Raw genomic sequence first — 24,930 nt, 5'->3', positions numbered from 1 at the left:
AATTAACAATCATTCAAGTAATTTTATTAAATCAAGATTATCATTACTCAATTTTCCTATTTCCCTATTTTTCAGTTACTCCTTAATTAAATTAGATTCTATTACATGACAGTGTGGAGGATCTAACTTAACTATGACTGCAAATGAGTTTGTTCAAATTAGAGCTCTTTATATTGATAATTATGCGTCATCAACGAACCGAATTAAGAGTAGTTTCGTTGAAATAAATTAAGGATTTATTTATGAAGTTGATAAATAATGCCAAACATACAGTTGCTAAAGAATATAGTTGCTAAAGCGACAGTAATGCTTGATAAGGCTGGGCTCGAGTATCTGGTTATGATAATAAAAGCGACTTATCATATTCCAGATAATAATCAGCTTTCAAGCCCTATTATTCCATCGCAACCACGGGTTTATTCAGATATAAGAAGGTAACAAAATAGATAAATCATTTATGACATATATAAAAAAGAATGATTGGGAAGAACTACCATTCAAATCGATTAGAAATACTAACACTACGACATTTTTTACCAGGAACAACACGGATTGATAAGATATGACCAACAAAAATATTTCGATTTGCAAAGAAATTGCCATCTTCTCCTATGATGAACATTAATCAAATCAATCCAATTTTATTCATTAATAAGCATATTAATCAGTATGTTATAAAAAATCACTAATAATCAAGAATATAAATATTCAGTTGAAAATACTACCGCTGATTCTTAACATTCTTAATTAAGTGTTACCGTCACTTCTGCCGATGCAGTCACTTTGCCGTAAGGCAACTTACCATCGCCCCCAGCACAAAGACGCCATAGAACTGGATTAATAAAACTGGCTGAAGGTTGATCTTTAGTGATATGTCCGAGTTTTATGTGGGTTGCGTTATCAAAAGGAATACCTCTTCCCGTTAAACCACAGCTGCCATCAAAAGATTGCTGAGTTCCTTCAAGTTGGCCAGTTATATATCCGCCCCCTTCCTTTAAACTTAATTTACTCATATCGTTCCCGTAATTTCCCGATACGCTCTTAAAGGTCAGGTTAATATTACTATCAATAACCTCATCACCCTGTGAGCAATAGGTCTCAATGGTGGTCATCTTACTGGCTAACTCTTTACCCGCCTCATTAGAGTGAATAACATCACCAAAGTTAATGGTAGGTGGGGTATTAATATTGCATTCAAGTGTTGATACTTTAAACTCGACTGTTCTAGGAAAAATAGATGAATCACTGCTAGGGGAATTTGATGAGCCGGTTCCTAAAACAAATGACGATATAAAAGAGGCTGTTGTTGTTTTTTGTGTCCCATCTGCTAAGAGAACCCAATATCCACTCATTTGTGCGTGATATGTCGAATAACCAGCAACTAGCTCTGTTTTATTCTTTAATGATACACAGTTTGCTTTATCATTTATGATTTCTAATTTAGGTGAACTTGCAGGCGCATTTGATGTAATAAATTTATTGTTCCCAAAAGATCCATTAAATGAAACAATTTTATTACTTCTGTAATCCTTGTACTCTCCCATAAAATTACCCACTACAGCAAAATAAAGTCCAGGAGTGACCACTGTGGCATCATAGCCTTGAATATGGACGACATCTCCTGGTGTTGTTATTGAGCCATAAGGTCTACAAATTGCATAATATCCTCCACCTGGGCGGTATAATGTACTCGTAGTTGTTAGAAAGTCTGTGTAGCTAGCGCCACCACCAAATAAGTAAGGGTTATAATACGGATTTTTTTCTTGCAACAATTTGCTGGTAAAAGGTTTCCCTTGCCACACAATTCCCGTTCCTTTTGGAATAATAATCACCTCGTTGGCTTGCACTATCGAGGCGATCACAAGCAACCCGCTCAGTAACAATAAAGCGAGCATTTTTTTGACTGCGTTTAAAGATAAGAACGAAAACATCGGATTTTCTCCTACTGTGAAGACCTAATGAATAACCTGTTGTGTTATTTTTGTTGAGCCACCTAATTCATCCAATAGGCTCCATTCAATAGAATATTCGCTCTTATTTTTTGACAAGGCGGGAGAGACATATCGCACTGTCCCTAAAGGGGGAAGCATCCTTCTTAACGATTCTTTATCTATATTGAGTCCCTCTATTGTTAAATGGTCGAATGTTATCCAATACGGTGTAGGATTGATTATCTCCACTGCACCCTGTTTGATACTGAACGTTAATTTCTCGCTGTCTGGTACTTCTTCGATAAACCATTTCTCTAAGGCATTCGGTCGATAAAATAATTTCAAGTTAATTACCGTTGAAATCGACATATTGTTCTGATTCATTTCACTGTGAATGATGGGGATTGCTTTTAATGAAATATAAAAAACAGACTCTTTTTTATCATCCAGTAACACACTCGGTACCCGTCTAATCAGTAGTTTAATCTCACTTTTAGGCTCAAAACGAAATAAAGGAGGGGTGACCATAAAAGGTTTTTTGTCACTTAGTGTTGAGTCTTCACTTAGGCTTTCTGCCTCCATAACCAATCCCGTATTCGGATCCACGCTGTGTATCACTGATTGCAATAAATAGGCGTTATCCGTTTTATTATTGACTTGTAAACTAACCCCTTTCTCATCACTTTCATGGAAAATTACCCGTGTAAATAATAGCGATAGTCCAATATTGGTATCGACCTTCTCAGCCTGTGCCGGTAAGCACAGACAGCACGAGAACATCAGTCCCAGTAACAACCCTTTCATCCTCATCACGCCCTCTTATATGGTTTATTGGCAATCCGCAGTATATTCAATGACTGGGGTATTTTTATCCTGTGGTGCGCTCTCTATTGGCAAGGTGTAATTCACTTGACAGGTCTGCTGGGCATCATTCCCCCACCGAACCGTTAACTGCCCTTGTGATGCAAGCCCCGCGAGATAAGCCTCTCCATTGTCGCCCACCACTGAAGTATTCGTTTCATCCCCTACAACCGATACCAGCGCCCCAAAAGGGAGCGGTTTATGCTGGCGCATCAGCGTCATAATCACTTGATAACCCACTTTGGTATTAAATTTCGTGTAAACAACCGCGTCTTTGGTGGGATAGAGTTGATGAATCGAATTATCGACTTCCACGTTGTTCGGTAAAGAATAGATATCCAGAGAAACGGGGTTTTTATTGTAAGCATTGCCTATCGGCACTAAGGCAAAACCCTTGTTATTGATGGTCCCAATACCCGAATTGACTTTGGTGCCCGCAGCTTGTTCAGCTTCCACTAAGGCCAGCGGTGATGCTCCCACATAACGGGCTAACGTTACCCCATAAGGATGGGCAATGATCCCACCATTAAGACTACCTGATAAGGTATTGTAATCATTACTGTAACTGTAGCCTAACGCACTGTTAGACACCTCACCCACATAGTTAATATTTAAATTGCTATTATTGTTGGTATTTTTATCTTTGCTGTAATCTTGGTCAACGGAGATCCCTAGCCTATCTTCTAAAAGAGAAGTTCTTAACCCTATATTTTGCGTAGTATTACCATGGTTTCCCGTATTAATCGCATACGATAACGAGGATTTCTCGGCCAAGGTAGAAGGATTAAATATACTGAAAGGAACTTGCATCCCTATTGATAAACGCCTATCTTCTGGCCAATTATTATATTCATCTTTACGCTTTTCAATATTATACGTAACAAAATAACTAACTCCTTTTAATGTGGCGTTATACGATAATGACACTCGTTTATTGACTTCATGGCTATTCCAATAGTCTTCCCGATTCCCCGATAAAATTAGGGAGCCGTAACGACCTAATTGTTGACTTATACTGACTTGGAAATTATTTTTACGCTTTGCTCTGCCCCACGATAATAATCCATTTTCATCAATTAAATTCGCATCATTAAAACTGTAATAATCTTTGGTGGAATAACGATAAGCAGCTAAATCAAAGGTTGTGCCCGTTGACAACATATTTTTGGCGTAGCGGACGCGGTAGGATTGTCCATTTTTCCAATCATCCATCCCATTTAATTTTGCCCGTGATGTGGTTGCATCAAAAGAGATTGCGCCTAAAGTACCTAGCGATGTACCAATTCCGACAACGGATGACATATAGGTATTCCCACCCATTGCGCCTCCGTAGAGGGTGATATTGTTGTGCAATCCATAACTAAATGTACCTAATGCAAACTTTGATTTCTCTGAGCCTGACGCATTATATTGCCCCGCGGAGACTTCATATTTAAAAGCCCCCTCTCGTTCCATGATAGGTAAACTGCTGCTGGCAATCATCTGCTTGCGAATAGAACCGTCGGCTTCTTGGATAAAGACTTCTAATTCCCCTGAAAGCTGAGTCTGTCTTAAATCGTCAATCTTAAACGGCCCAGGTGAAACATAGGTTTGATAGACTGTATTGCCATTTTGCTTCACGAGCACTAAGGCATTGGAATTTGCATATCCCGTAATGACAGGTGCAAATCCACGTTGAGATTGTGGGATCATCTCTTCATTTGAGGACAGTGAAATCCCTTTAAAAGGAAAGGATTCAAAGATACTCAATACCGGCATAATTTCACCGAGTTGTAAGGTCGATTTTAACGATTTGATATCACGGTATAATCGCACATTATTAAAATTATTATTGGTGCCGGTATTAGAATTACCGTGGCCATCGTATTTATTATAGTTACCAAAATAGTTAAAACGAAAACGCCAAGCTTGGAGATTCATACCTCCAAACACTTGAGCTAAGACGTTTTTCATATTCGCCCCAGATGTGTGGGAGGATGTGCCCATCAGCGAATAGTTAAAGAGTAACGCCGGGATCCCTTCATCCCATAATGTAGGATCAACTTCACGTTCCGATTTATTTTTCATGATTAACTGAGGAAAGCTCAGCTTTAATTTTAAATCCGAGGTGATAAACGTTGCTCGATAATCAGGAATAAGAGCGATGATATTCTCTATCGGGGCTTCTTTCGGTAAGTTTTTAAGTGCGGGAACATTCTCCACATCCACACCCAGCGCCTTCAATTGATTGGGCGTAAAGACGGGCACCAGTTTGTATTCTTTATTCAAGGCAAACTTGACCATTTTCTCTGGCATCACTTTTTCATTCACGCTGACTGAGACTAAATAATCCCCAGGCGAAATATCCCCGTCTTTTGAATAAAAAGAGAGATCTAATTGACTATCTTCATTCCCACTAATAAATGCTGGATCAAAATATTCTGCTGCAAATGTTTTGGTTGAGTAGAGCGAGAATAAAACCGCAAGGGTTAACAGGCTTAAAGAGTGAATGCAATTATTATCAACCACGTTGAGTTTTTGTTTATTTTTCACACAACACCTACATACATTTTAGTCAAGAGGAGAGTCATTCAATACGAGGGTGTTGTATAGTTGAACGACACCACTCTGAAGCAAAGCCATAATCATTAATCGTTTGCCAATGAATTTGTGTATTGGGTGGGATCTTTTTATTATAAATAAAAGACCCTTGTGCCAACGGTGAAAGCATTAATGTGTTAGATAAGAGATTTTTTTTGTCATCATTGAGTGTGACCGTCACTAACGTAATAAAATACGGGGTATTATTTTTTAAAATAATCGCCTCGTTCTCCTGATTTATCTCAATAAAGCAATCATTGTCTTTTTTCTTTTCGGACAATGCCGCTGGGCGAATAAAGACCTTAATAATATTTCGTAAGCCTACTGCCACCGTATTTTTATTTTCTTCAGACGCTTTATCGAGGGCGGGAATAGCCAATACCGCCAAATACCCGAGTGATTCCACCGACGCCTCGGGGCTATTTTTTTTATACAATTTAATGGGTCTCGATTCATGGGCGGCCAATTTAAATAAAGGCGGAGTGATCATGACCGTATTATTTTTTTTGTTATTATCGGGCGACTCAAGTAAATCTGATTTAATTAAATAGCTAGTGTTTCCATTATTAATAATTTGAATCGTTTTACTGTCTTTATCTAAAATGACACGTGTCGTGCCTAATACAATGCCGTCATCAGCAAGGGATAAAGAATGAAAAGAAATAAGAAATAAAATACACAAAAATAAATATATTGATTTCATCATTTTTAATTAATCATAAAGAAGGTCAAAACTCACAATTGCTTTAATAATGCCGGTCTCGACTTTCGCTTTATCACAGGTTTCGCTATCACCGCAGGCCATCATGGCATAAAATTTGGTATCCAAATTGAGTGTTGAGACTTTATAGGTTTGGTGATAATCAATAATGTCATTATTTTTAAGTGAGATATCCGAATAACTCGGCTGAGTATCACTGTGATACAATAAAAACCCCATATTTTTGACGGAAGAGTCCTGGGCTTTAAATAACCATTTTCCATCACTAGTATTAAATCCCAACCCCGAGACTTTTAATTTAGGGGTAATGCTGTCTTGGCCATCCACGGCATTACACCGTGAAATATTCAAAATAAAATCACGAGCGCGAATAAGGGTATGCGGTTTAATTTCATTATTCATCACTGGATCAAACTTAATTTGACTCTGTGAGACCGATAATTCACAAGCCACCTTCACAACATTGGCTTCAAAATTAATGGTTGCTCGGGATAATGCAAACACACTTGAAGAGAACAACGTCAGTAAAAAAAGAATGAACCCACACAACACCGGCTTATTTTGAATATTCATACATGCCGCCCGAATCATTAATTAAAGTCCATTGGAATTGATGTGGGATTGATGGGCTCTTTTTCTCGGTTAACGTATATTCAAAGGCGTCATAAGGCGGCAACATGCCTTTTCCCTTTAAAGGCACTTGTTGACCATCCACTTTAACATTCACCAAGGTAATGTAATAAGGAGAGGCATTGGATATTTTTAATTTATTGTCTAAAGCTTCGAACCGTAAATTTTCTTGGGCAGTCTCAATACTCATGGGTAAATTTTGGGGGCGATAGAAAAGTTTTATCACCGACGATATACCAATATTAATTCCCCCTGAGATATTTTTTTCTTGTTCTTCTTTATGATCAATTAACGGGATCGCTTTACTGTTGATATAAAAAATAGATTCGCGATCTTGAGGTAACGACGTCGCCTCTTTAAGTATGATTTTCACATTCGTTGATGACTGCGGTGAAATTTTGACGATAGACGGTAGAACATAAAATATTTTTTCTTCTGGTCCTGAGGGGGTTTTTAATGTCACTGTTTGGGTTAAAACCGATTCCTCTTTAGTGTTATTAATTAGCATTAAAGGGACCCCTTTTTCCCCTTCATGATAGACCACTCTTAGTGCCCCTAATTGGTAAGAGATCCCAGCGAAAGTATAAGCGGGGCATAATGCCACCATAGCGGTAAAACATAATGTCAAAATCGATTTCACAACGTATCCCCCTGATATAATAAAAAGGGAGGTATTCCCTCCCTCATTTCTATTTATTCATAAACAAATGAGAATAAAACAGGTGCTTTAAATGTCCCAGTAGTCACAGCCGTATCGGTGGCAGTTGAACCATAAGCAGCGGTTAATTTTAAAGACACATTGTCCAGTGAGGTGTAATCATCACCTTCCGCAGGTGCGGAGATTTCAGCCATTTGAACAGATTTACCATTTTCAATTGGTTGTTTTTTATCATCTAAAATCATGACACCTGCATTACTGGTTGGGTTTTTACTTTTTTGTAAGAAAATGTTAGTGCTTCCTGGTACGGTATCACCGTTAATTTCAACCAGTGCTTTACCCGCAGTTTTTAGTGCATCACAGCCACTTAATGTTAATTGAAATTCAGTTTGACCCTCTGCAACAGGGGTAGAGGCGGTAGTGAAGTCAGAAGTACGCACACTCCCTAAAGTCACTTGGTTTTGACCATTAACATTGACGTCGCAGCTCACCGCTTGGATATTACCTAAAAACTCAATGTTAGTTTGGTTAGCCGCTTGTGCTGAGCCGATCCCCATTAATAAGAAAGGGACTGACAGCGCGATTAATTTAGTACGCATAATTAAATACCTTTGAAAAATTAAAATGACACTTATTCGGTTATATTCAGAAAACAATGTCTCTCGATATAACCCCTTTTTTTAAAAAAAAGAATCAGCCTATCATTGACTCTTTTTTTAAAATGATGTTCAAACCTTTTTAAAAGACAGCCTAAGTCCGTGGTCAACCACCCCACTAAAAAAGATAAATAATGAAGAACCTGTAATAAAAATAAAAAGTAAAAAATATATGCAAAGAGAGGGTGCACTTTTCTATTTATATTTCCTTTTTCATAATATAATCAAGAAAATCAAACCAATCTTTCTCTAAGATAATTAAAATGACATTTAAGGTTTCGATATTAATGCTGGTCACGGCATTTTCATATCGTGATATCTGCTGCTGGCTCAGATTTAATAATTTACCCAACTGCTTACCCGATAAGGATTTATTTTTACGTGCATTTTTAATATAAATACCAATATTTTTCCGCAATAATAAATCATTATTTCCTCTCATGTTATAAAATTGTTTTTTTTGATTCATTATGATTATCTCACCATACTCATCGAATTTAATTAGTCGAAATAAGATTCCTTTATTATTATTTAACTCTCTTTATTACTTTCTTTATTTTTTATTATTTAATAATTTATTGAGTTAAATTTAATATTATTAATAAGCCGTGTAAACACGTTACTACCGATCAATAAATAGCAATTTGATAGGAAAAACCTATTAAATAACTTATTATTGATCGTTATTTTCTATTTGTTTTTTTATATTTTGCTTTATTATCAATACATTAATGATAAGATCACTAATAACATGAACAGATAACATTAAAAAAGGTTTAGAGGATATTTTCAATTTATATGATGAAGATAAATATTAAGTAATCGAATAATGATTAAATGCGTAATAACCTAATTTAAAAAATGGTTAGACTAGGTTTGAATAAATAAATAATGCGAATAAAAATAAATTTTCTTTAATCAATTTCTAAGAGCGCAAATAAAATTTCGCGGAGTTATTATTTAAATTAGCGCCCTTTTTAGCGTCTTATACATCAAGTTCAATCCCCGAGACTTCCTATGAAAATGGATACTTATTTTTATCGAAAAATAAGCCAATTTAAGACTAGTTATTATTAAAATAAAAAGATCCTGTATTATTAATAATTTTATCTAAAAATAACTTGTGGATACATAAATAACCTGTGTTTATATTGACTTGTTACAGAACTAGCTTGTGCCATCCAAATTCACTCAAAAGAGAGTATGCCGATCCTATTTACTTTAGTGTTTCCTAAATAATAATTAAACCATGCAGCTCATTTTTATCGGTGATCTTGCTTTGTAGTGATCAACTAAAACTAACCACGGTGTTAGCGTTTTTCCAGTATCACTTTTCAAATTTGTTGGGTGATAACCCTCGGTTATATTCGTGCGGTCTGTGTATGCTGCAATACCCAACGATATGACCCGTTATTACATGAGCATCATCACTAAACTTATGTAGCCAGCCACTGGTACCCGCTCGTTCTTCAGGCTCATAAAGAAGCACTCCATTAAGCTATTATCCCAGCCGTTTCCGCGCCTACTCATAATTTTGTCTGATCCGGTATCTCCACAGTAACTACCAGAACTGCTTACTTGTATAGTGACTAACCTGATCGCTATGGAATTACCTCGAGTTGCCCACTCCATATCTAGCGCTTTGATGGTCAGTTTATTGTCCAGAGAAAACGATACTGCAAACGCCAATATTTTGAGCCGTTGGTATGTATCATCAAGTGCATACCATCACCGTCTGTTAGTTTATACGATTTATCCAAAGGTTTGGCAGCCCTGACTTGAGCATCTGTAAAAGCAATTATTTATCTACTTCTATTGATACAAACTATTATCGAATCAAAAGATGCCAACACTTATACCAACAGTAGGTACTTGATGTGGGTTGATCTTAATATACTTGGGAAGATTAAAAAGTGGCGAAAAGCCTTATAAAACGCAGATTTTGGACATAAAAAAAGACGCTCTTAGGCGTCTGATTTTGGTGCCGAAGGCCGGACTCGAACCGGCACACCCGAAGGCGGTTGATTTTGAATCAACTGCGTCTACCAATTTCGCCACTCCGGCACTGAAGTGTATCTGGAAAACCCGCCCATTATACTTGCGTTAAATAGCCCCGCAACAATTATTGTTGATTTTCAGGCTGATTGGCGAAAAAAAGTGCACTTCTGACTTTTGGTGTATATAAAATCTGCTATTTTTACTATCCAATCAATTATTAGCTATCCTTAATCCTTAATCCTTAATCCTTAATCCTTAATCTTAGATAAATATTATGATTAAATTATCAATATATTTATATTGGTTAATTTATTTCGATATCTCGATATAAATTATTTTATATATCGAAAAGCAAAAAAAGGATCAAAACTTGGGTTAGTGTTTTGATCCAACAGTACTTCTAATTGAGGGCTTAGTTTTGTTTTAATGACTATAAATTATTATTTTAGCGTCACTGCCCTTTCTTCCCTGGTGTGAGGAAGATGGTAGTTATTTTTTATATAAGAGATAACTCTATTACAAATAGATATTTTATTTTTAATAAAAAATATTTTTTATTAAAACAAAGAGCTTCATTTTAATTCTAGGTACTTTGTAATATATTTAAAGAAATATCTCATTTAATATATAATAATGTAAAACTAAAAATTTATTCTTATTTATAATTTACTTTATTAAATCTCTATTATTTACTGTGTTATCTTTGCTCTATTTAAAACAATTTACTGGCTCTTAACTCGATGAAGCTATAATAAGTTTAATTTGTGAATCTCACAATGGATAAATTATTACAAAATATGACACACCATTATATTATCTTTATATAACACCAAAGATTACATCATAAAAAGATAATATTTAAAATAAAGAACCAATATTGTTAACCATATTGAATGATAACTCTATTAATTAACATTTTCTTGATAAACATATGCTAACTGAATAATAAAGAAAAGCTAATATTTAGATTGAAATAGCAGAACTTAAGGCTAGATTGTAACTTAGCTGTAATACTAATTTCTTTTTTCGATGGTAAAAACACAAAAAAGAATATTTATTGTCTTTTTGTGATACCCACCGTAAACATTTTTGAGTTATGACAATTTGACACATTTACCTTCATATTTTTGTTAACTCACACTTGCACTGATAGACATTCTTATTTCTGATAATATAATCAAAATTTAGTTTAAATCTGATAGAACGGGGTGGGTTATGGGCATAGTTGGCTGGATTATAACAGGTATGTTTGTTGGTATTATATTAGGCGCTGTACTAAAAATGATAAATAAAAACAAGAAGTAGCACGACGAAAACAGCACAAACCAGAACATAAATGGATTTATGTTGCTCATACTCTTTCTACTCACTTACTTTTGTTGATCGTAAAAATGAAAAAACATGTTCTGAATTATCTATTGCTCCCTCTTGCCATGTTAACGCTAAATGCTTGTAGCCAGCGATCATCAATACCACCAGCATCATTGCCTTCTTCAACATTTAGCCAGAATGTACCTGAGCTAACGCAGTGGCCAACAACGTTAACACCAAATGCCCGAAATGCCAGCGCTCTATTTGATAAATATGCATCACAGATTTATCAAAAAAGTAATCCGCAAGGTATGGTCATTGTGATGATCAATAATGATCAATCTATGAATCGTGCATTTGGTACCACAACACCTGAAAGCCGTAATGCTCCAACAATGAATTCACTTATCCGTATTGCCTCTATTACTAAATTAATGACGAGCGAAATCATGCTCAAACTGCAAGATGAAGGCAAACTGTTAGTGACAGATCCTTTGCAAAAATATAATTATTACGGTGTTGATATCCCATTAGTTAGTGCACAGTCGCCTATTCGTCTTTATCATTTAGCGAGCCACACTAGTGGCTTTCCTCGCGAGCAGCCCGGCGGAAAATGGGGAAGACCTGTTTTTATTTGGCCGACACATGGTGATCGTTGGAATTGGTTGAAGAAAGCGACATTAACTTCGCCTGCTGGAAATAGCGCCGCTTATTCTAATTTAGCTTATGATCTTCTTGCTGATGCGCTAATTAAAGCATCTGGCAAAAGCTATCCTCAATTACTGCAACAATATGTCGCTAAACCTGCGGGTATGAGAGATACCACTCTGACGCCAACACCCGCGCAGTGTCAGCGTTTATTAGTAGGTTATCGTCCAAGTCCATGCTCAGATACTTTAGCGGCAGCAGGTAGTGGTGGGGTTTACTCAACACCAGCCGATATGCAACGCTGGATGCAAGGTTTTTTAACCTCACATAACGCCATGAGAAAAGCAACAGCGAGTAAAGAGCAATCTATCTATTTTCCTCGTAATCAACTCTCGTCAATAGAAGGTATGGATGTTGCCGGGCGTGCTGATGGCGTTGGCTTAGGTTGGGTTTATATGGCTCCGGCAAATGGTATTCCGGCTATTTATCAAAAAACCGGTGGTGGTGGTGGATTTAACACTTATATGGCCACCATTCCAGAACTTAATATTGGAGTGTTTGTGGTGATAACACGTAAACCTAATGGCACTAAATTCAGCGAAGTCACACAAGGTACCAATGCCCTTGTGCGTGCTTTAGCAAAAGATTTTTATCAATAACACGATAAAACATCCATAAAATAACCAATAAAAAAGCACCTTCGATTTTTAATCAAAGGTGCTTTTACTTTTAATTATGCTCTATCTTTTAACGATTACGTCTCATTAATAACCAAAGGCTAAGAGTAAGAAATAATATTCCTGGGACTAAAGCAGCAATGACTGGCGGAATGCCATATACCAAACTTAATCGACCCGAAACTTCATTCACAATATAGAACAAGAAACCAAAAGCGATACCTGTTACTACTCTTAATCCCATGGGTACTGTACGTAATGGCCCAAAAATAAATGACAATGCCATCAGCATCATTACCGCAACAGAAACAGGAGCAAAGATTTTTTTCCAAAAGTTCAGCTCATAATTACCAGACTCTTGCCCACTCTGTTTTAAATATTTAACGTACTGATATAAACCACTAATGGATAAAGCATCAGGATCTAATGCCACGACACTCAGTTTTTCAGGCGTTAAACGTGTATTCCACTCGACTGAAACCTGTTTTTTGCCCGTGATTTGTTGCTCATTACTTAAATTCGATTCTTCAACTTGTTTTAATACCCAAGTTTTCTTCTCGCTATTGTACGTCGCACTAGAAGCGTATCGAACTGATACCAGTTTTCTATCCTCATTAAAGTCATATAGTGATACACCTTGCATCTCATTTTGACTTTTAATACGGTTGATATAAATAAACTGATTACCGTCTTTTGCCCACATACCGCGATTAGTTGAAACCAAAGAGTTACCCATGATTTTCTCTGCACGATAGTTACGAGCGTATTGCTCGCCTTGTGGTGCGCCCCATTCACCAATCAAGACTGTGAGTAACACCAGCGGTATTGCTGTTTTCATCACTGAGCCCGCAATTTGCAAACGGGTAAAACCAGAAGCTTGCATTACCACCAACTCACTACGCGTGGCTAATGCACCTAGCCCCAACAATGCACCAAGTAATGCCGCCATAGGGAAGAAAATTTGCACATCTTTTAGGATATTTAAAATGGCATAAATACCAGCATCTAATGTGGTGAAATCACCTTGCCCTACTTTACGCAGCTGATCGACAAACTTAATAATGCCAGAGAGTGATACCAGTAAGAAAAGCGTCATCAAAATAGACTGCAATATAGTACGCCCGATATATCTATCTAATACACCAAACATCAGGCAACTCCTTTCTTAAAGCGAGAGCGTAATTTACGCATTGGCAAGGTATCCCAAATATTAAACAAGATAGCCAATGCTAGATAGGCGCCATTTACCGCCCACATTGCAATTAAAGGATCTACTTTCCCTTTTTCTCCACTAGAGCGTAGAGAGCTTTGTAATAAGAAAAAGACCAAATAGAGCAACATTGCTGGCAACATACTTAATACTCGACCTTGACGAGGATTTACCTCACTTAAAGGTACGACCATTACCGCCATTATGACTACAGAGAAAATCAGCGTTAATCGCCAATGGAATTCAGCAATAGATTCTGCTTCTGTCGAGTGCCATAACTCTGACATGGTTTTTTGTTCAACACGATTACTGTTGATGGTTGACTCATGGTGCCCAATGACAGCTTGGTAGTCGGTAAAATCAGTAATACGGAAATCACGCAACACCGCAGTACCTTCGTAGCGAGTCCCTTCACTCAAGACCACAACCTGATTACCATTTGGTAATTCTTTGGTATAGCCCTTATCGGCAACAACCACAGAAGGACGCTGATCTTGTGTTGGTCGTACTTGTGCAAGGAAAACATCTTGGAACTGATTTCCTTTTACACTACCAAGATAAAGCACCATATTGCGGTCGCTGGACATTTTAAATTGCCCTTCCATCAATGCTGCTAAACTTGGATTTGCTTTAGCATCTTCAAGTACTGTCTCTTGGTGCACTGATGACCAAGGAATAAGCCAAATAACATTCCCTGCGGCTAATGCGGTTGTCAGTAATGACAGCAGAAGTGCAGCTTGCACTAAGGCTTTCTTACCTATTCCACACGCATTCATGACGGTTATCTCACTTTCAACATAAAGTTTGCTGTAAGTCATCAAGAGCCCAAGAAAAAGGCTTAGTGGAAGAATAAGCTGTGCCATCTCTGGTATTCCCAGCCACAGCAGAGAAATAACAAGATTAGTAGGGATATTCCCTTCTACTGCTGCCCCTAAAATTTCAACCAATTTCTGGCTAAAAAAGATAAGCATCAAAATAAATAAGATGGCTATCTGACTTTTAAGGGTTTCCCGAGCTAAATATCGAATTATAATCACGCTAGTTATGCCTGTGAAAACTTGTCTTTTTGCAGGAAAATCGCTAACTTCGTTGTCTATCTATCATTTGCGCATCTCAGTTAGACATTCTTGCAGCCCAAATGATATCAAAACATGCTATAAACAGGTTCCCAATAAGAACAAGCTTATAAGTTAGCTAAATTAGTTGTGTTCAATTAATGCATTTAGCTTAACATAAAAAGTAAACTTTCTATGGGGTAGATTAATGCGGATCGTTATTCTAAACGATACTTTCCGTCTTTGTCTTTAATATTCAGGAGAACGCATGGAGTTTAATGTAAAAAGCGGCAGCCCAGAGAAACAACGCAGCGCTTGTATTATCGTGGGGGTGTTTGAGCCTCGTCGTTTATCTCCGATAGCGGAGCAACTAGATAAAATCAGCGATGGTTACATCAGCGCCTTATTACGCCGAGGTGAACTGGAAGGTAAAGTCGGCCAGTCATTGCTGCTTCACCATGTACCAAATGTTCTCTCTGAGCGCGTGTTACTCATTGGTTGTGGTAAAGAGCGTGAGCTGGATGAACGTCAGTATAAACAAATCATTCAGAAAACAATTAATACGCTCAATGAGACGGGCTCAATGGAAGCAGTCTGCTTTCTGACTGAGTTACATGTTAAAGGCCGTAATAATTACTGGAAAGTTCGTCAAGCTGTCGAGACTGCAAAAGATTGCCTCTATACTTTTGATCAACTGAAAAGTAATAAAACTGAATTACGCCGTCCATTGCGTAAAATGGTCTTTAATGTGCCAACTCGTCGTGAGTTACCAAGTGGTGAACGAGCTATCGCTCACGGTTTAGCTATCGCATCAGGAATTAAAGCCTGTAAAGATTTAGCGAACATGCCACCAAATATCTGTAATGCCGCTTATTTAGCCTCTCAAGCGCGTCAATTAGCAGATACAGCACCTAATGTTGCAACGCGTGTTATCGGCGAAGAGCAAATGAAAGAGCTGAGTATGAATGCTTATTTGGCAGTAGGCCAAGGCTCGCAAAATGAATCTTTAATGTCGATTATCGAATACAAAGGCAGTAAAGATCCGCAAGTACGCCCTATCGTATTAGTGGGTAAAGGACTCACCTTTGACTCTGGTGGTATTTCAATCAAACCTGCTGATGGCATGGATGAGATGAAATATGACATGTGTGGTGCCGCAACTGTTTATGGTGTGATGCGCGTCGTTGCTGAATTACAATTACCTATCAACGTCATTGGTGTACTTGCTGGCTGCGAAAACATGCCAGGTGGCAAAGCGTATCGTCCAGGTGATATTCTCACTACGATGTCAGGCCAAACGGTTGAAGTACTTAATACTGATGCGGAAGGCCGTTTAGTATTATGTGATACATTAACTTATGTAGAACGTTTCGAGCCTGAATTAGTTATCGATATCGCAACACTAACGGGTGCATGTATGGTCGCTCTTGGGCATCATTACAGTGGATTAATGTCAAACCATAATCCATTAGCTCATGAATTAATGAATGCATCAGAACAAGCAGGTGATCGTGCATGGCGTTTACCATTAGGCGATGAGTTCTACGAGCAAATCGAATCTAATTTTGCTGATTTAGCCAATACAGGTGGCCGTTTAGGTGGTGCTATTACCGCGGGCTGTTTCTTGGCGCGTTTTGCAACCAAATACAACTGGGCACACTTAGATATCGCAGGTACTGCATGGCGTTCAGGTAAAGCGAAAGGCGCAACAGGTCGTCCTGTTTCTTTACTGTCTCAGTTCTTACTTAATCGCGCGGGTTTGAATAGCGACGATTAATACCGCATAATTATTAGGGTAAAGGTATTATCCTAATTTGCTAGCGACGTACTTAATAGCTAGTTAATTATTACGGTTAATAGAGCAGACTCAAAGAAGGGTATTGCAGCGCAATACCCTTCTGTTATCGGGATATCATGAAAAACGCCACGTTTTATTTAATGGAACATCCATCAATACATGAAGATCTACAGGCTCATGAGTGGCTTGCCTGTCAACTTATTGCTACTCATTGGCGATTAGGTAAACGTATTTTGCTCGTTTGCGAGTCACAGGCACAAGCTGAGTTACTTGATGAAGCGCTATGGGCAAGAGAGCCTCATCAGTTTGTTCCTCATAATTTAGCAGGTGAAGGGCCTCGTTATGGTGCTCCTGTTGAATTATGTTGGCCTGGTAAGCGTGGAAATGCCCCTCGTGATCTCTTAATTAATTTGCAATCTCAATTTGCAGACTTTGCCACAGCTTTCCATGAAGTGATAGACTTTGTACCTATCGATGAACAATTGAAACAGTTGGCGCGTGAGCGATATAAAATCTATCGTAGCGTCGGCTTTACTTTGACTATGGCTACGCCGCCAACCTACTGAATACGTAAAGAATATGGAAAATAAATCCGCACCTAAAGAGCCATCGCTCGACACAACTTATAACCCAGCAGAGATTGAACAACCTCTGTATCAGCACTGGGAAAAAAACGGTTATTTTAAAGCTAATGGTGATACGACCCAGGAAAGTTTCTGCATCGTTATCCCGCCACCAAACGTTACTGGTAGCTTACATATGGGTCATGCTTTTCAGCAAACCATTATGGATACCATGATCCGTTACCAGCGTATGCAAGGTAAAAATACCTTATGGCAATCAGGTACAGACCACGCCGGTATCGCGACACAAATGGTAGTAGAACGTAAAATTGCGGCTGAAGAAGGTAAAAATCGTCATGACTATGGTCGTGATGCATTTATTGACAAAATTTGGGAATGGAAAGCTGAATCAGGCGGTAACATTTCTAACCAAATGCGTCGTTTAGGTAACTCCGTGGATTGGGAGCGTGAGCGCTTTACCATGGATGAAGGTCTATCAAAAGCCGTTAAAGAAGCGTTTGTTCGCTTACATAAAGAAGACCTTATCTACCGCGGTAAACGCCTCGTTAACTGGGATCCTAAATTACACACTGCCATTTCTGATTTGGAAGTGGAAAATCGTGAAGTAAAAGGTTCCATGTGGCATCTGCGTTATCCATTAGCGGATGGTGCAAAAACCGCTGAAGGTAAAGATTACCTGATTGTCGCAACCACACGCCCAGAAACCATGTTAGGTGATACAGGTGTTGCGGTTAACCCTGAAGATCCACGTTATAAAGACTTAATTGGTAAAGAAATTATTCTGCCTATCGTCAACCGTCGTATTCCAATTTTAGCGGATGAACACGCTGATATGGAAAAAGGCACGGGATGTGTAAAAATCACCCCTGCTCATGATTTTAATGACTATGAAGTAGGCCGCCGTCATCAATTACCAATGATTAATATCATGGATTTTGATGGCAATATTCGCGTGAGTGCCGAAGTATTAGATACTAACGGTGTCGAGACTGACGTTTACAGCACAGAGATCCCACAAGCCTACCAAGGCATGGAACGTTTTGCTGCACGTAAAGCGATGGTTGCTGAATTTGAACGTTTAGGTTTATTAGAAGAGATCAAACCGCACGATTTAACCGTACCTTATGGTGACCGTGGTGGTGTTGTTATTGAGCCTTTACTCACAGACCAATGGTATGTGCGCGCTGCGCCTTTAGCAAAACCCGCTGTTGAAGCCGTTAAAAATGGTGATATCCAGTTTGTGCCAAAACAGTACGAAAATATGTACTTCTCTTGGATGAACGACATTCAAGACTGGTGTATTTCTCGTCAACTGTGGTGGGGTCACCGCATCCCTGCTTGGTACGATAATCAAGGTAATGTTTACGTTGGTCGTGATGAAGAAGAAGTTCGTCGTGAAAATAATATCGCGGCTGATGTCGCATTACGCCAAGATGAAGATGTGCTGGATACTTGGTTCTCTTCTGCATTATGGACATTCTCAACATTAGGCTGGCCTGAAAATACTGAAGCACTAAAAACATTCCATCCAACGAATGTATTGGTCAGTGGCTTTGATATCATTTTCTTCTGGATCGCACGCATGATCATGATGACCATGCACTTTATTAAAGACGAAGATGGTAAACCACAGGTTCCATTTAATACCGTTTATATGACGGGTCTTATTCGTGATGAAGAAGGCCAGAAAATGTCAAAATCTAAAGGTAACGTACTTGATCCTTTAGATATGATTGATGGTATTTCATTAGAAGCGCTGTTAGAAAAACGTACGGGTAACATGATGCAGCCTCAAATGGCTGAAAGAATTGGTAAACGTACGAGCAAAGAGTTCCCAGAAGGCATTGAAGCCCACGGTACAGATGCACTGCGTTTCACTTTGGCGGCATTAGCCTCTACGGGTCGTGATATCAACTGGGATATGAAGCGCCTGTCTGGTTACCGTAACTTCTGTAACAAGCTGTGGAATGCTAGCCGCTTTGTGCTGATGAATACCGAAGATCAAGATTGTGGTTACCAAGGTGGAGAGATGACACTCTCGCTAGCAGACCGTTGGATCTTAGCTGAATTTAATAATACCGTTAAAGCCTATCGCGAAGCGTTAGATAACTACCGTTTTGATATTGCAGCAGGTATTTTATATGAGTTCACATGGAACCAGTTCTGTGACTGGTATCTGGAGCTATCAAAACCTGCGGTACACAAAGGTAATGATGCGCAAAAACGTGCGGCTCGCCATACGTTAATTGAGGTGTTAGAAGGCTTACTGCGTCTTGCACACCCAATCATTCCATTTATTACAGAAACTATCTGGCAGCGTGTGAAGGAAGTAAAAGGTGTTGAAGGCGAAACGATTATGTTACAACCTTTCCCTGCTTTCGATGCCGCTCAAGTGGATGAACAAGCGCTAAACGATCTGGAGTGGATCAAAGAAGTTATCGTTGCTGTACGTAATATTCGTGCTGAAATGAATATCTCTCCAGGTAAACCGTTAGAAGTTATCTTACGTGGTGCTGATGATACAGCGCAGCGTCGTGTCACTGACAATATCGGTTTCTTAAAGGCGATGGGTCGTTTAGAAGATATTCGTCCATTAGCGCAAGGCGAAGAAGCACCATTATCTGTAACCAAATTGGTTAGCGGTGCAGAATTGCTGATCCCAATGGCTGGCTTTATTGATAAAGATGCAGAGCTTGCACGCTTAGATAAAGAGCTAGAAAAAGTAGAAAAAGATATTACTACTTTAGATAGCAAACTCTCTAACGATGGCTTTGTTAGCCGAGCACCCGAAGCGGTTGTTGCTAAAGAGCGTGAGCGTTTAGCGACTTGCTTAAGTGCAAAAGAAAAACTGATTGCCCAGAAGATCTCTATTGCATCACTGTAAGTGATAAACCAACAAGCCACTTTTATAGTGGCTTGAACATTGGCACTAAAACCCGCATTTATCGCGGGTTTTTACTTATTTTATCATCAATAAAAACCAGTACCAAAGAAAGCTATTTTCTACTTAATTGTTATGATTTTTCTAGTTCATTTATTTATAAACTTATTTTAATCTCTCCATTTCCTCTTTGATTTAATTGATTAATAAAATATAAAACTATTAATAATTAGTATTACTTTATCAATGAGTCAGTTTCGCTGTTTACAATCATCTCAAATCAATTAAGATGGATTTTGTAGCTATCAATGCTACTTCCTATGAAGAAGTTCCTTTCCGGTGCTCTCTCAATAAATTATCAAAAAATATTCCACTAAAAAGTAAAAACGATGAGTGCAACTATGACTGCAATCCAAGCTACAACACAAAATATTGTTATCAGAGCTATTGAAGAAAAAGACAATGCGGGCATTGCACGCATTATTCGTGAAGTCTCTGCCGAGCATGGCTTAACTGCCGATAAAGGTTTTGCTGTTGGCGACCCTATTTTAGATACTCTATATGACGTTTATGATCAACCTCGTAGTGCTTATTGGGTTGTTGAAATGGATGGCGAAATCGTTGGTGGTGGCGGTGTTGCACCACTTGCTGGCGGCGATAATAATACCTGTGAGTTACAGAAAATGTATTTATCATCGGTATTACGAGGCAAAGGTATTGCGAAGAAAATCGTTCAGCAATCCTTGGCCTTTGGTAAAGAACAGGGCTATAGCCGCTGCTACTTAGAAACAACAGATATTCTGAAAGCGGCTATCGGTTTATATGAAAAACTTGGTTTTGAATTTATTGATGAAGCACTGGGTAACACGGGTCATGGTGACTGTGAGATCCGTATGCTGAAATACCTATAGTCGTTTAACTTTATACCCTCGATTAAAAATAAGAACAATCTATCTTACCCACATAATAATATGTGGGTTTTTCAACGCCAAATAGCATCTATCAACACAATTCCTATTTATCAAAATGATATAAAAGAGCAGTTTCCTTCCCCCTTCTTTTTCTAATTAATTTATTATTTAATAATGAGTGACTCAGTTCTTGCCTTAAATACTATCAAATTAATAAAGTTTAATTTATTTTTCATTTCACTATAAATAATCATATTTCATTTCTTAAATAAAATATTTTTTATCTTATTTTTTATTTTAAAAATTCTATTTTTTCACATTGCTATTTTTATTTATTTCAATATCTTTATACAGATAAAATCATGCATTGATTTTTATTACTCTAAAATTTAAAAGGAATTTTTTCATGAAAAACTTTGTTAAGATTGCACTTCTTGCTTCTGTTATCACCGTTATGACTGGTTGTACTGGTAGCGTATACAATAAAGAAAAAGACTGTAACTACGACTATTTATTGCATCCAGCAGTTTCTATTTCTAAAATCATTGGTGGCTGTGGCGACACAAGCAAATAAGAAATAAATTTATTAATAAATTACATTCTGACTTATTGTTGCTAAGAAAGAATGTAGTTTATTATCTTATAAAATAATTAATTCTATTTTCCTCTACATTATAAACTCTATTTTTAATTCTCTAAATAAACCTTATTTTTTATTCTTGTTCTACTCATTAGATTAATAGTTATTTCTATTCTCTCGTTATCAAAGTCATTCATATTTTTTGAACCCTATCAACAAATTCACCTTATTTTGTTTATTGTCAGAACACTTTAAGATGACTGTCATTAAGAAGTCGCGATAACCTGTTTTGCCTCCTTCTGTGTTTGGGTTGTTGCGATTTCTTTCCTTAACTCGGAGAATAATCATGACCATCAGACAGGTTAATCATATTTATGACGCGCCAAATTCACATTGGGTAGGTAACGGTTTTCCAGTGAGTTCAATGTTTTCTTATCAAGAAAACCCTGAGCAACACAGCCCATTTCTGCTGATGGACTATGCCGAGCCAACGCTTTTTAAACCAGTAACAAATGCGCGTGGGGTTGGAGCACATCCACACCGTGGATTTGAAACCGTAACCATTGCTTACCAAGGTGAAGTTTCACATCATGACTCAAAAGGTCATGCTGGAACTATTGGTACTGGTGATGTTCAATGGATGACCGCAGCATCTGGCATTTTACATAAAGAGTATCACTCTGAAAAAATGACCAAAGAAGGCGGCATGCTAGAAATGGTGCAGCTTTGGGTAAATTTACCAGCAGCGTATAAAATGACACAGCCTCGTTATCAGGCGCTGAAAGCAGAAAATATTCCCCATGTTGAATTACCCAATGCTCAAGGTTATGTCAGAGTCATCGCGGGTGATTATTTGGGAACCCAAGGCGCAGCAAATACCTTTTCGCCAGTAAATGTATGGGATATGCACCTAAATAATGCGGGTGTTTCTCATCACCACATCCCAAACAGCTATAATGCAATGTTATTTGTGGTAAAGGGTGCAGTACATATTAATGACCGTGAAATTGCTCGCCAAAACGAAATGGTTATTTTAGATAACCAAGGTGACACACTAACATTAGAATCAATGGGCGACACTATTGTGCTGATGTTAAGTGGTGAAGCAATTAATGAGCCGGTAGTCGGCCAAGGCCCTTTTGTGATGAATACACAAGAAGAGTTAGCACAAGCATTTGATGATTATGATAATGGGAAGTTTGGTGTATTAGAATAATGATTAATTGCTAATATTTAAGAACTAAAAACAAACAACACCAGTCACAACTCATTGATTTTGTGGCTGGTGTTATTATTTTGTACTGACAAATTTAGTACAAAGGGACAACATTTAGCGAAAAATTAATGTAAACGTGATGATTTGTCAGAATCGTCTTCGTCTTCTTCAGCTTCATCATCGCCATCTTCATCATCATACTCAGCATCAGGATCTTCAAAGTAAGTTCCCCAGCCATCGTAATAGACACCCATTTTTTCAGCTAAATTCATTAACTGTTCAACTTGCGCATCAATAAGTTCTGCATTAAGACCACTTTCACTTACGGCATCAAAACAGACTAAAATTTGCCCTGATTCAACTTCTATTTCTTCAGGTTCTGTCACTTCATAACCCAGTTTAAATACTTCAACGGCTGCTTTTTCTAATGTTTCAAAATCTTCACAAGAGATGTGATGTTCGATAGCATACAGCGCATCGGGATCACTACCATCCTCAAGTAATTCTTCAATAATCAGCCGAGTTTCTTCACATTGTTCTGCTAATTCTTTGCTGTCCGCCATAATCATGCTCCGCAATAGTCTGAAAAGGTATCCGGCTCATTCTCCCACAGCCAGAATCAACACACCATACCTAATCGCGCGCTCGTTAAGTTCTCTCTTTCTATTAAAAGTTTTCTTTCGGGGGTTGTTTGTGAATATTTATTGATATAAATTGAATATAAATTCAATGAGAGGATAGATTTTTTATGAACCCATTTTACCAAAAATCATTTTTGCGGTTGCTAGATTTTTCTCCTACAGAGATCCAGCAATTACTTACGTTATCGGCAAAACTTAAAAAAGCAAAAAAATCAGGTAATGAAATTCAATACCTTACTAGCAAAAATATTGCCTTAATCTTTGAAAAAGACTCAACACGGACTCGTTGTGCTTTTGAAGTTGCTGCATTTGATCAAGGTGCCAGAGTGACTTATCTCGGTGGTGGTAGCCAAATTGGCCATAAAGAATCAATTAAAGATACAGCCCGTGTATTAGGTCGCATGTATGACGGTATTCAATATCGTGGCTATGGGCAAAAAACAGTGGATGCACTAGCACAATATTCTGGTGTGCCGGTTTGGAATGGCTTAACTAATGAGTTTCATCCAACACAATTACTCGCAGATTTATTAACAATTACAGAGCATCAAACCAAACCATTGTCTGACACTGTTTTTGCTTACTTAGGTGATGCTCGTAATAATATGGGAAACACCATGCTAGAAGCAGCCGCATTAACAGGAATGGACTTACGTTTAGTTGCGCCAAAAGCCTGTTGGCCAAATGCAGAACTCGTTACACAATGCCAAACTATCGCGAGTAAAAATGGTGGAAAGATAACCTTAACAGAAGAGGTTGCAGCCGGTGTTAAAAATGCTGATTTTCTCTATACCGATGTTTGGGTTTCCATGGGAGAACCCAAAGAAGTTTGGCAAGAACGTATTACCCTACTCAAGCCTTATCAGGTAAATATGGATGTCATCAAATTAACCGGCAATCCTAACGTTAAATTTTTACACTGTTTACCTGCATTTCATGATGAAGAAACCACGATGGGTAAAACGTTAGCACAAGAATTTAATCTATTTGGCGGCTTTGAAGTGACAGATGAAGTGTTTGAGTCAAAACATAGCATTGTGTTTGATGAAGCAGAAAACCGTCTTCACACCATAAAAGCGGTTATGGTGGCAACTCTTGCAAATCCTTTCTAAAATACATATTCATGCAAAAACACCGTATTTTTTATCCTAAAAAGAGCGGTGTTTTATGCATTTATCTTCAATCTCTTTGATTTTTAAATTAAAAAAAATTATTTTGCAAAAAATAAAAGCAAACGCTTGCGTGCGAATTTAAGATGCGTATAATGCGCCACAATTTGTCAGGAGGAAAGATGAAACAGCGCCTATTCCAGTTTGTCTCAATAAAATGCACCCTACCATCGGGTCGCAAGCGCATTCTCTTTTTTCCAACAATCCTATTTTT

The 24,930-nt window shown here is 37.9% G+C and carries 19 protein-coding genes, 1 tRNA gene and 2 pseudogenes; 8 read left to right on the top strand and 14 right to left on the bottom strand.

The window, feature by feature from the left end; all coding sequences use genetic code 11:
- Positions 1-743 precede the first annotated feature (743 nt).
- The 11 genes and pseudogenes from M997_RS03330 to M997_RS03285 form a co-directional block, all read right to left on the bottom strand.
- Complete coding sequence (locus M997_RS03330; protein ID WP_064718682.1) at positions 744-1,931, bottom strand: hypothetical protein; 1,188 nt, start codon at positions 1,929-1,931, stop codon at positions 744-746.
- 24 nt (positions 1,932-1,955) lie between these two features.
- On the bottom strand, positions 1,956-2,741 hold the full coding sequence (locus M997_RS03325) for a fimbrial biogenesis chaperone (protein ID WP_064718681.1): 786 nt from the start codon (positions 2,739-2,741) through the stop codon (positions 1,956-1,958).
- An 18-nt stretch (positions 2,742-2,759) separates the two neighbouring features.
- Positions 2,760-5,300 carry a fimbria/pilus outer membrane usher protein gene (locus M997_RS03320; RefSeq protein WP_239994697.1) on the bottom strand — a complete coding sequence of 847 codons (2,541 nt, stop codon included), beginning with the start codon at positions 5,298-5,300 and terminating at the stop codon, positions 2,760-2,762.
- A gap of 58 nt (positions 5,301-5,358) precedes the next feature.
- The gene (locus M997_RS03315; protein ID WP_064718679.1) at positions 5,359-6,078 is read right to left on the bottom strand and encodes a fimbrial biogenesis chaperone; all 720 of its coding nucleotides are present in this window, start codon (positions 6,076-6,078) and stop codon (positions 5,359-5,361) included.
- Between the two features lie 6 nt (positions 6,079-6,084).
- Positions 6,085-6,666 carry a fimbrial protein gene (locus M997_RS03310; protein WP_064718678.1) on the bottom strand — a complete coding sequence of 194 codons (582 nt, stop codon included), beginning with the start codon at positions 6,664-6,666 and terminating at the stop codon, positions 6,085-6,087.
- Entirely contained in the window at positions 6,650-7,363 is a 714-nt protein-coding gene (locus tag M997_RS03305) for a fimbrial biogenesis chaperone (protein WP_064718677.1), read from the bottom strand. Before M997_RS03305 ends, M997_RS03310 begins: the two co-directional genes overlap by 17 nt.
- A gap of 53 nt (positions 7,364-7,416) precedes the next feature.
- Positions 7,417-7,980, bottom strand: coding sequence for a fimbrial protein (locus M997_RS03300; RefSeq protein ID WP_064718676.1), 564 nt, complete (start codon positions 7,978-7,980; stop codon positions 7,417-7,419).
- A 256-nt stretch (positions 7,981-8,236) separates the two neighbouring features.
- Positions 8,237-8,506 (bottom strand): helix-turn-helix domain-containing protein, encoded by a 270-nt coding sequence (locus M997_RS03295; protein WP_064718675.1) that lies wholly within the window; start codon positions 8,504-8,506, stop codon positions 8,237-8,239.
- Between the two features lie 858 nt (positions 8,507-9,364).
- Positions 9,365-9,717 (bottom strand): annotated as a pseudogene (locus M997_RS17680) (transposase domain-containing protein); the annotation flags it as partial.
- A pseudogene (locus tag M997_RS17675) lies at positions 9,705-9,836 on the bottom strand (Arm DNA-binding domain-containing protein); the annotation flags it as partial. The pseudogenes M997_RS17675 and M997_RS17680, both read right to left, overlap by 13 nt.
- 180 nt (positions 9,837-10,016) lie before the next feature.
- Positions 10,017-10,101, bottom strand: a tRNA-Leu gene (locus M997_RS03285).
- A 1,325-nt stretch (positions 10,102-11,426) separates the two neighbouring features.
- Between M997_RS03285 and ampH the strand changes: the two genes are divergently transcribed.
- A complete protein-coding gene (ampH, locus tag M997_RS03280; protein ID WP_064718674.1) occupies positions 11,427-12,653 on the top strand; it encodes a D-alanyl-D-alanine-carboxypeptidase/endopeptidase AmpH in 1,227 nt (408 codons plus the stop codon).
- Positions 12,654-12,741: 88 nt separating this feature from the next.
- Here the strand turns inward: ampH and lptG are convergent, their stop codons facing one another.
- Both lptG and lptF read right to left on the bottom strand, forming a co-directional pair.
- Positions 12,742-13,821, bottom strand: coding sequence for an LPS export ABC transporter permease LptG (lptG, locus tag M997_RS03275; RefSeq protein ID WP_064718673.1), 1,080 nt, complete (start codon positions 13,819-13,821; stop codon positions 12,742-12,744).
- The gene (gene lptF / locus M997_RS03270; protein ID WP_064718672.1) at positions 13,821-14,918 is read right to left on the bottom strand and encodes an LPS export ABC transporter permease LptF; all 1,098 of its coding nucleotides are present in this window, start codon (positions 14,916-14,918) and stop codon (positions 13,821-13,823) included. The genes lptG and lptF overlap by 1 nt, the downstream gene beginning before the upstream one ends.
- Positions 14,919-15,204: 286 nt before the next feature.
- Here lptF and pepA point away from each other — a divergent pair, with 286 nt between their 5' ends.
- From pepA to M997_RS03240, 6 genes are all read left to right on the top strand, one after another.
- Positions 15,205-16,713 (top strand): leucyl aminopeptidase, encoded by a 1,509-nt coding sequence (gene pepA / locus M997_RS03265; RefSeq protein ID WP_064718671.1) that lies wholly within the window; start codon positions 15,205-15,207, stop codon positions 16,711-16,713.
- 137 nt (positions 16,714-16,850) lie between these two features.
- A complete protein-coding gene (locus M997_RS03260) occupies positions 16,851-17,300 on the top strand; it encodes a DNA polymerase III subunit chi (RefSeq protein WP_064718670.1) in 450 nt (149 codons plus the stop codon).
- Between the two features lie 13 nt (positions 17,301-17,313).
- Entirely contained in the window at positions 17,314-20,202 is a 2,889-nt protein-coding gene (locus tag M997_RS03255; protein WP_064718669.1) for a valine--tRNA ligase, read from the top strand.
- 398 nt (positions 20,203-20,600) lie between these two features.
- The gene (locus M997_RS03250) at positions 20,601-21,110 is read left to right on the top strand and encodes a GNAT family N-acetyltransferase (protein ID WP_064718752.1); all 510 of its coding nucleotides are present in this window, start codon (positions 20,601-20,603) and stop codon (positions 21,108-21,110) included.
- A 406-nt stretch (positions 21,111-21,516) separates the two neighbouring features.
- Entirely contained in the window at positions 21,517-21,684 is a 168-nt protein-coding gene (locus M997_RS03245) for a YhfL family protein (protein WP_064718668.1), read from the top strand.
- A gap of 358 nt (positions 21,685-22,042) precedes the next feature.
- Positions 22,043-22,906 (top strand): pirin family protein, encoded by an 864-nt coding sequence (locus M997_RS03240; protein ID WP_205125577.1) that lies wholly within the window; start codon positions 22,043-22,045, stop codon positions 22,904-22,906.
- A 125-nt stretch (positions 22,907-23,031) separates the two neighbouring features.
- Here the strand turns inward: M997_RS03240 and rraB are convergent, their stop codons facing one another.
- On the bottom strand, positions 23,032-23,469 hold the full coding sequence (rraB, locus tag M997_RS03235; RefSeq protein WP_064718666.1) for a ribonuclease E inhibitor RraB: 438 nt from the start codon (positions 23,467-23,469) through the stop codon (positions 23,032-23,034).
- Positions 23,470-23,654: 185 nt separating this feature from the next.
- Here rraB and argF point away from each other — a divergent pair, with 185 nt between their 5' ends.
- Positions 23,655-24,659 (top strand): ornithine carbamoyltransferase, encoded by a 1,005-nt coding sequence (gene argF / locus M997_RS03230; protein ID WP_064718665.1) that lies wholly within the window; start codon positions 23,655-23,657, stop codon positions 24,657-24,659.
- Positions 24,660-24,930 lie beyond the last annotated feature (271 nt).

Source organism: Proteus hauseri ATCC 700826, assembly GCF_001654965.1.
Taxonomy (GTDB): Bacteria; Pseudomonadota; Gammaproteobacteria; order Enterobacterales; family Enterobacteriaceae; genus Proteus; species Proteus hauseri.
The sequence above is the reverse complement of the archived record's forward strand: the minus strand, read 5'-3'. Positions and strand labels throughout refer to the sequence as shown.

Bases quoted from the DNA above. Each gene is read 5' to 3' on its own strand.
- M997_RS03330 (WP_064718682.1), bottom strand. From the start codon at position 1,931: ATGTTTTCGTTCTTATCTTTAAACGCAGTCAAAAAAATGCTCGCTTTA.
- M997_RS03325 (WP_064718681.1), bottom strand. From the start codon at position 2,741: ATGAGGATGAAAGGGTTGTTACTGGGACTGATGTTCTCGTGCTGTCTG.
- M997_RS03315 (WP_064718679.1), bottom strand. From the start codon at position 6,078: ATGATGAAATCAATATATTTATTTTTGTGTATTTTATTTCTTATTTCT.
- M997_RS03310 (WP_064718678.1), bottom strand. From the start codon at position 6,666: ATGAATATTCAAAATAAGCCGGTGTTGTGTGGGTTCATTCTTTTTTTA.
- M997_RS03300 (WP_064718676.1), bottom strand. From the start codon at position 7,980: ATGCGTACTAAATTAATCGCGCTGTCAGTCCCTTTCTTATTAATGGGG.
- M997_RS03295 (WP_064718675.1), bottom strand. From the start codon at position 8,506: ATGAATCAAAAAAAACAATTTTATAACATGAGAGGAAATAATGATTTA.
- ampH (WP_064718674.1), top strand. From the start codon at position 11,427: ATGAAAAAACATGTTCTGAATTATCTATTGCTCCCTCTTGCCATGTTA.
- lptG (WP_064718673.1), bottom strand. From the start codon at position 13,821: ATGTTTGGTGTATTAGATAGATATATCGGGCGTACTATATTGCAGTCT.
- pepA (WP_064718671.1), top strand. From the start codon at position 15,205: ATGGAGTTTAATGTAAAAAGCGGCAGCCCAGAGAAACAACGCAGCGCT.
- M997_RS03260 (WP_064718670.1), top strand. From the start codon at position 16,851: ATGAAAAACGCCACGTTTTATTTAATGGAACATCCATCAATACATGAA.
- M997_RS03255 (WP_064718669.1), top strand. From the start codon at position 17,314: ATGGAAAATAAATCCGCACCTAAAGAGCCATCGCTCGACACAACTTAT.
- M997_RS03250 (WP_064718752.1), top strand. From the start codon at position 20,601: ATGACTGCAATCCAAGCTACAACACAAAATATTGTTATCAGAGCTATT.
- M997_RS03245 (WP_064718668.1), top strand. From the start codon at position 21,517: ATGAAAAACTTTGTTAAGATTGCACTTCTTGCTTCTGTTATCACCGTT.
- rraB (WP_064718666.1), bottom strand. From the start codon at position 23,469: ATGGCGGACAGCAAAGAATTAGCAGAACAATGTGAAGAAACTCGGCTG.
- argF (WP_064718665.1), top strand. From the start codon at position 23,655: ATGAACCCATTTTACCAAAAATCATTTTTGCGGTTGCTAGATTTTTCT.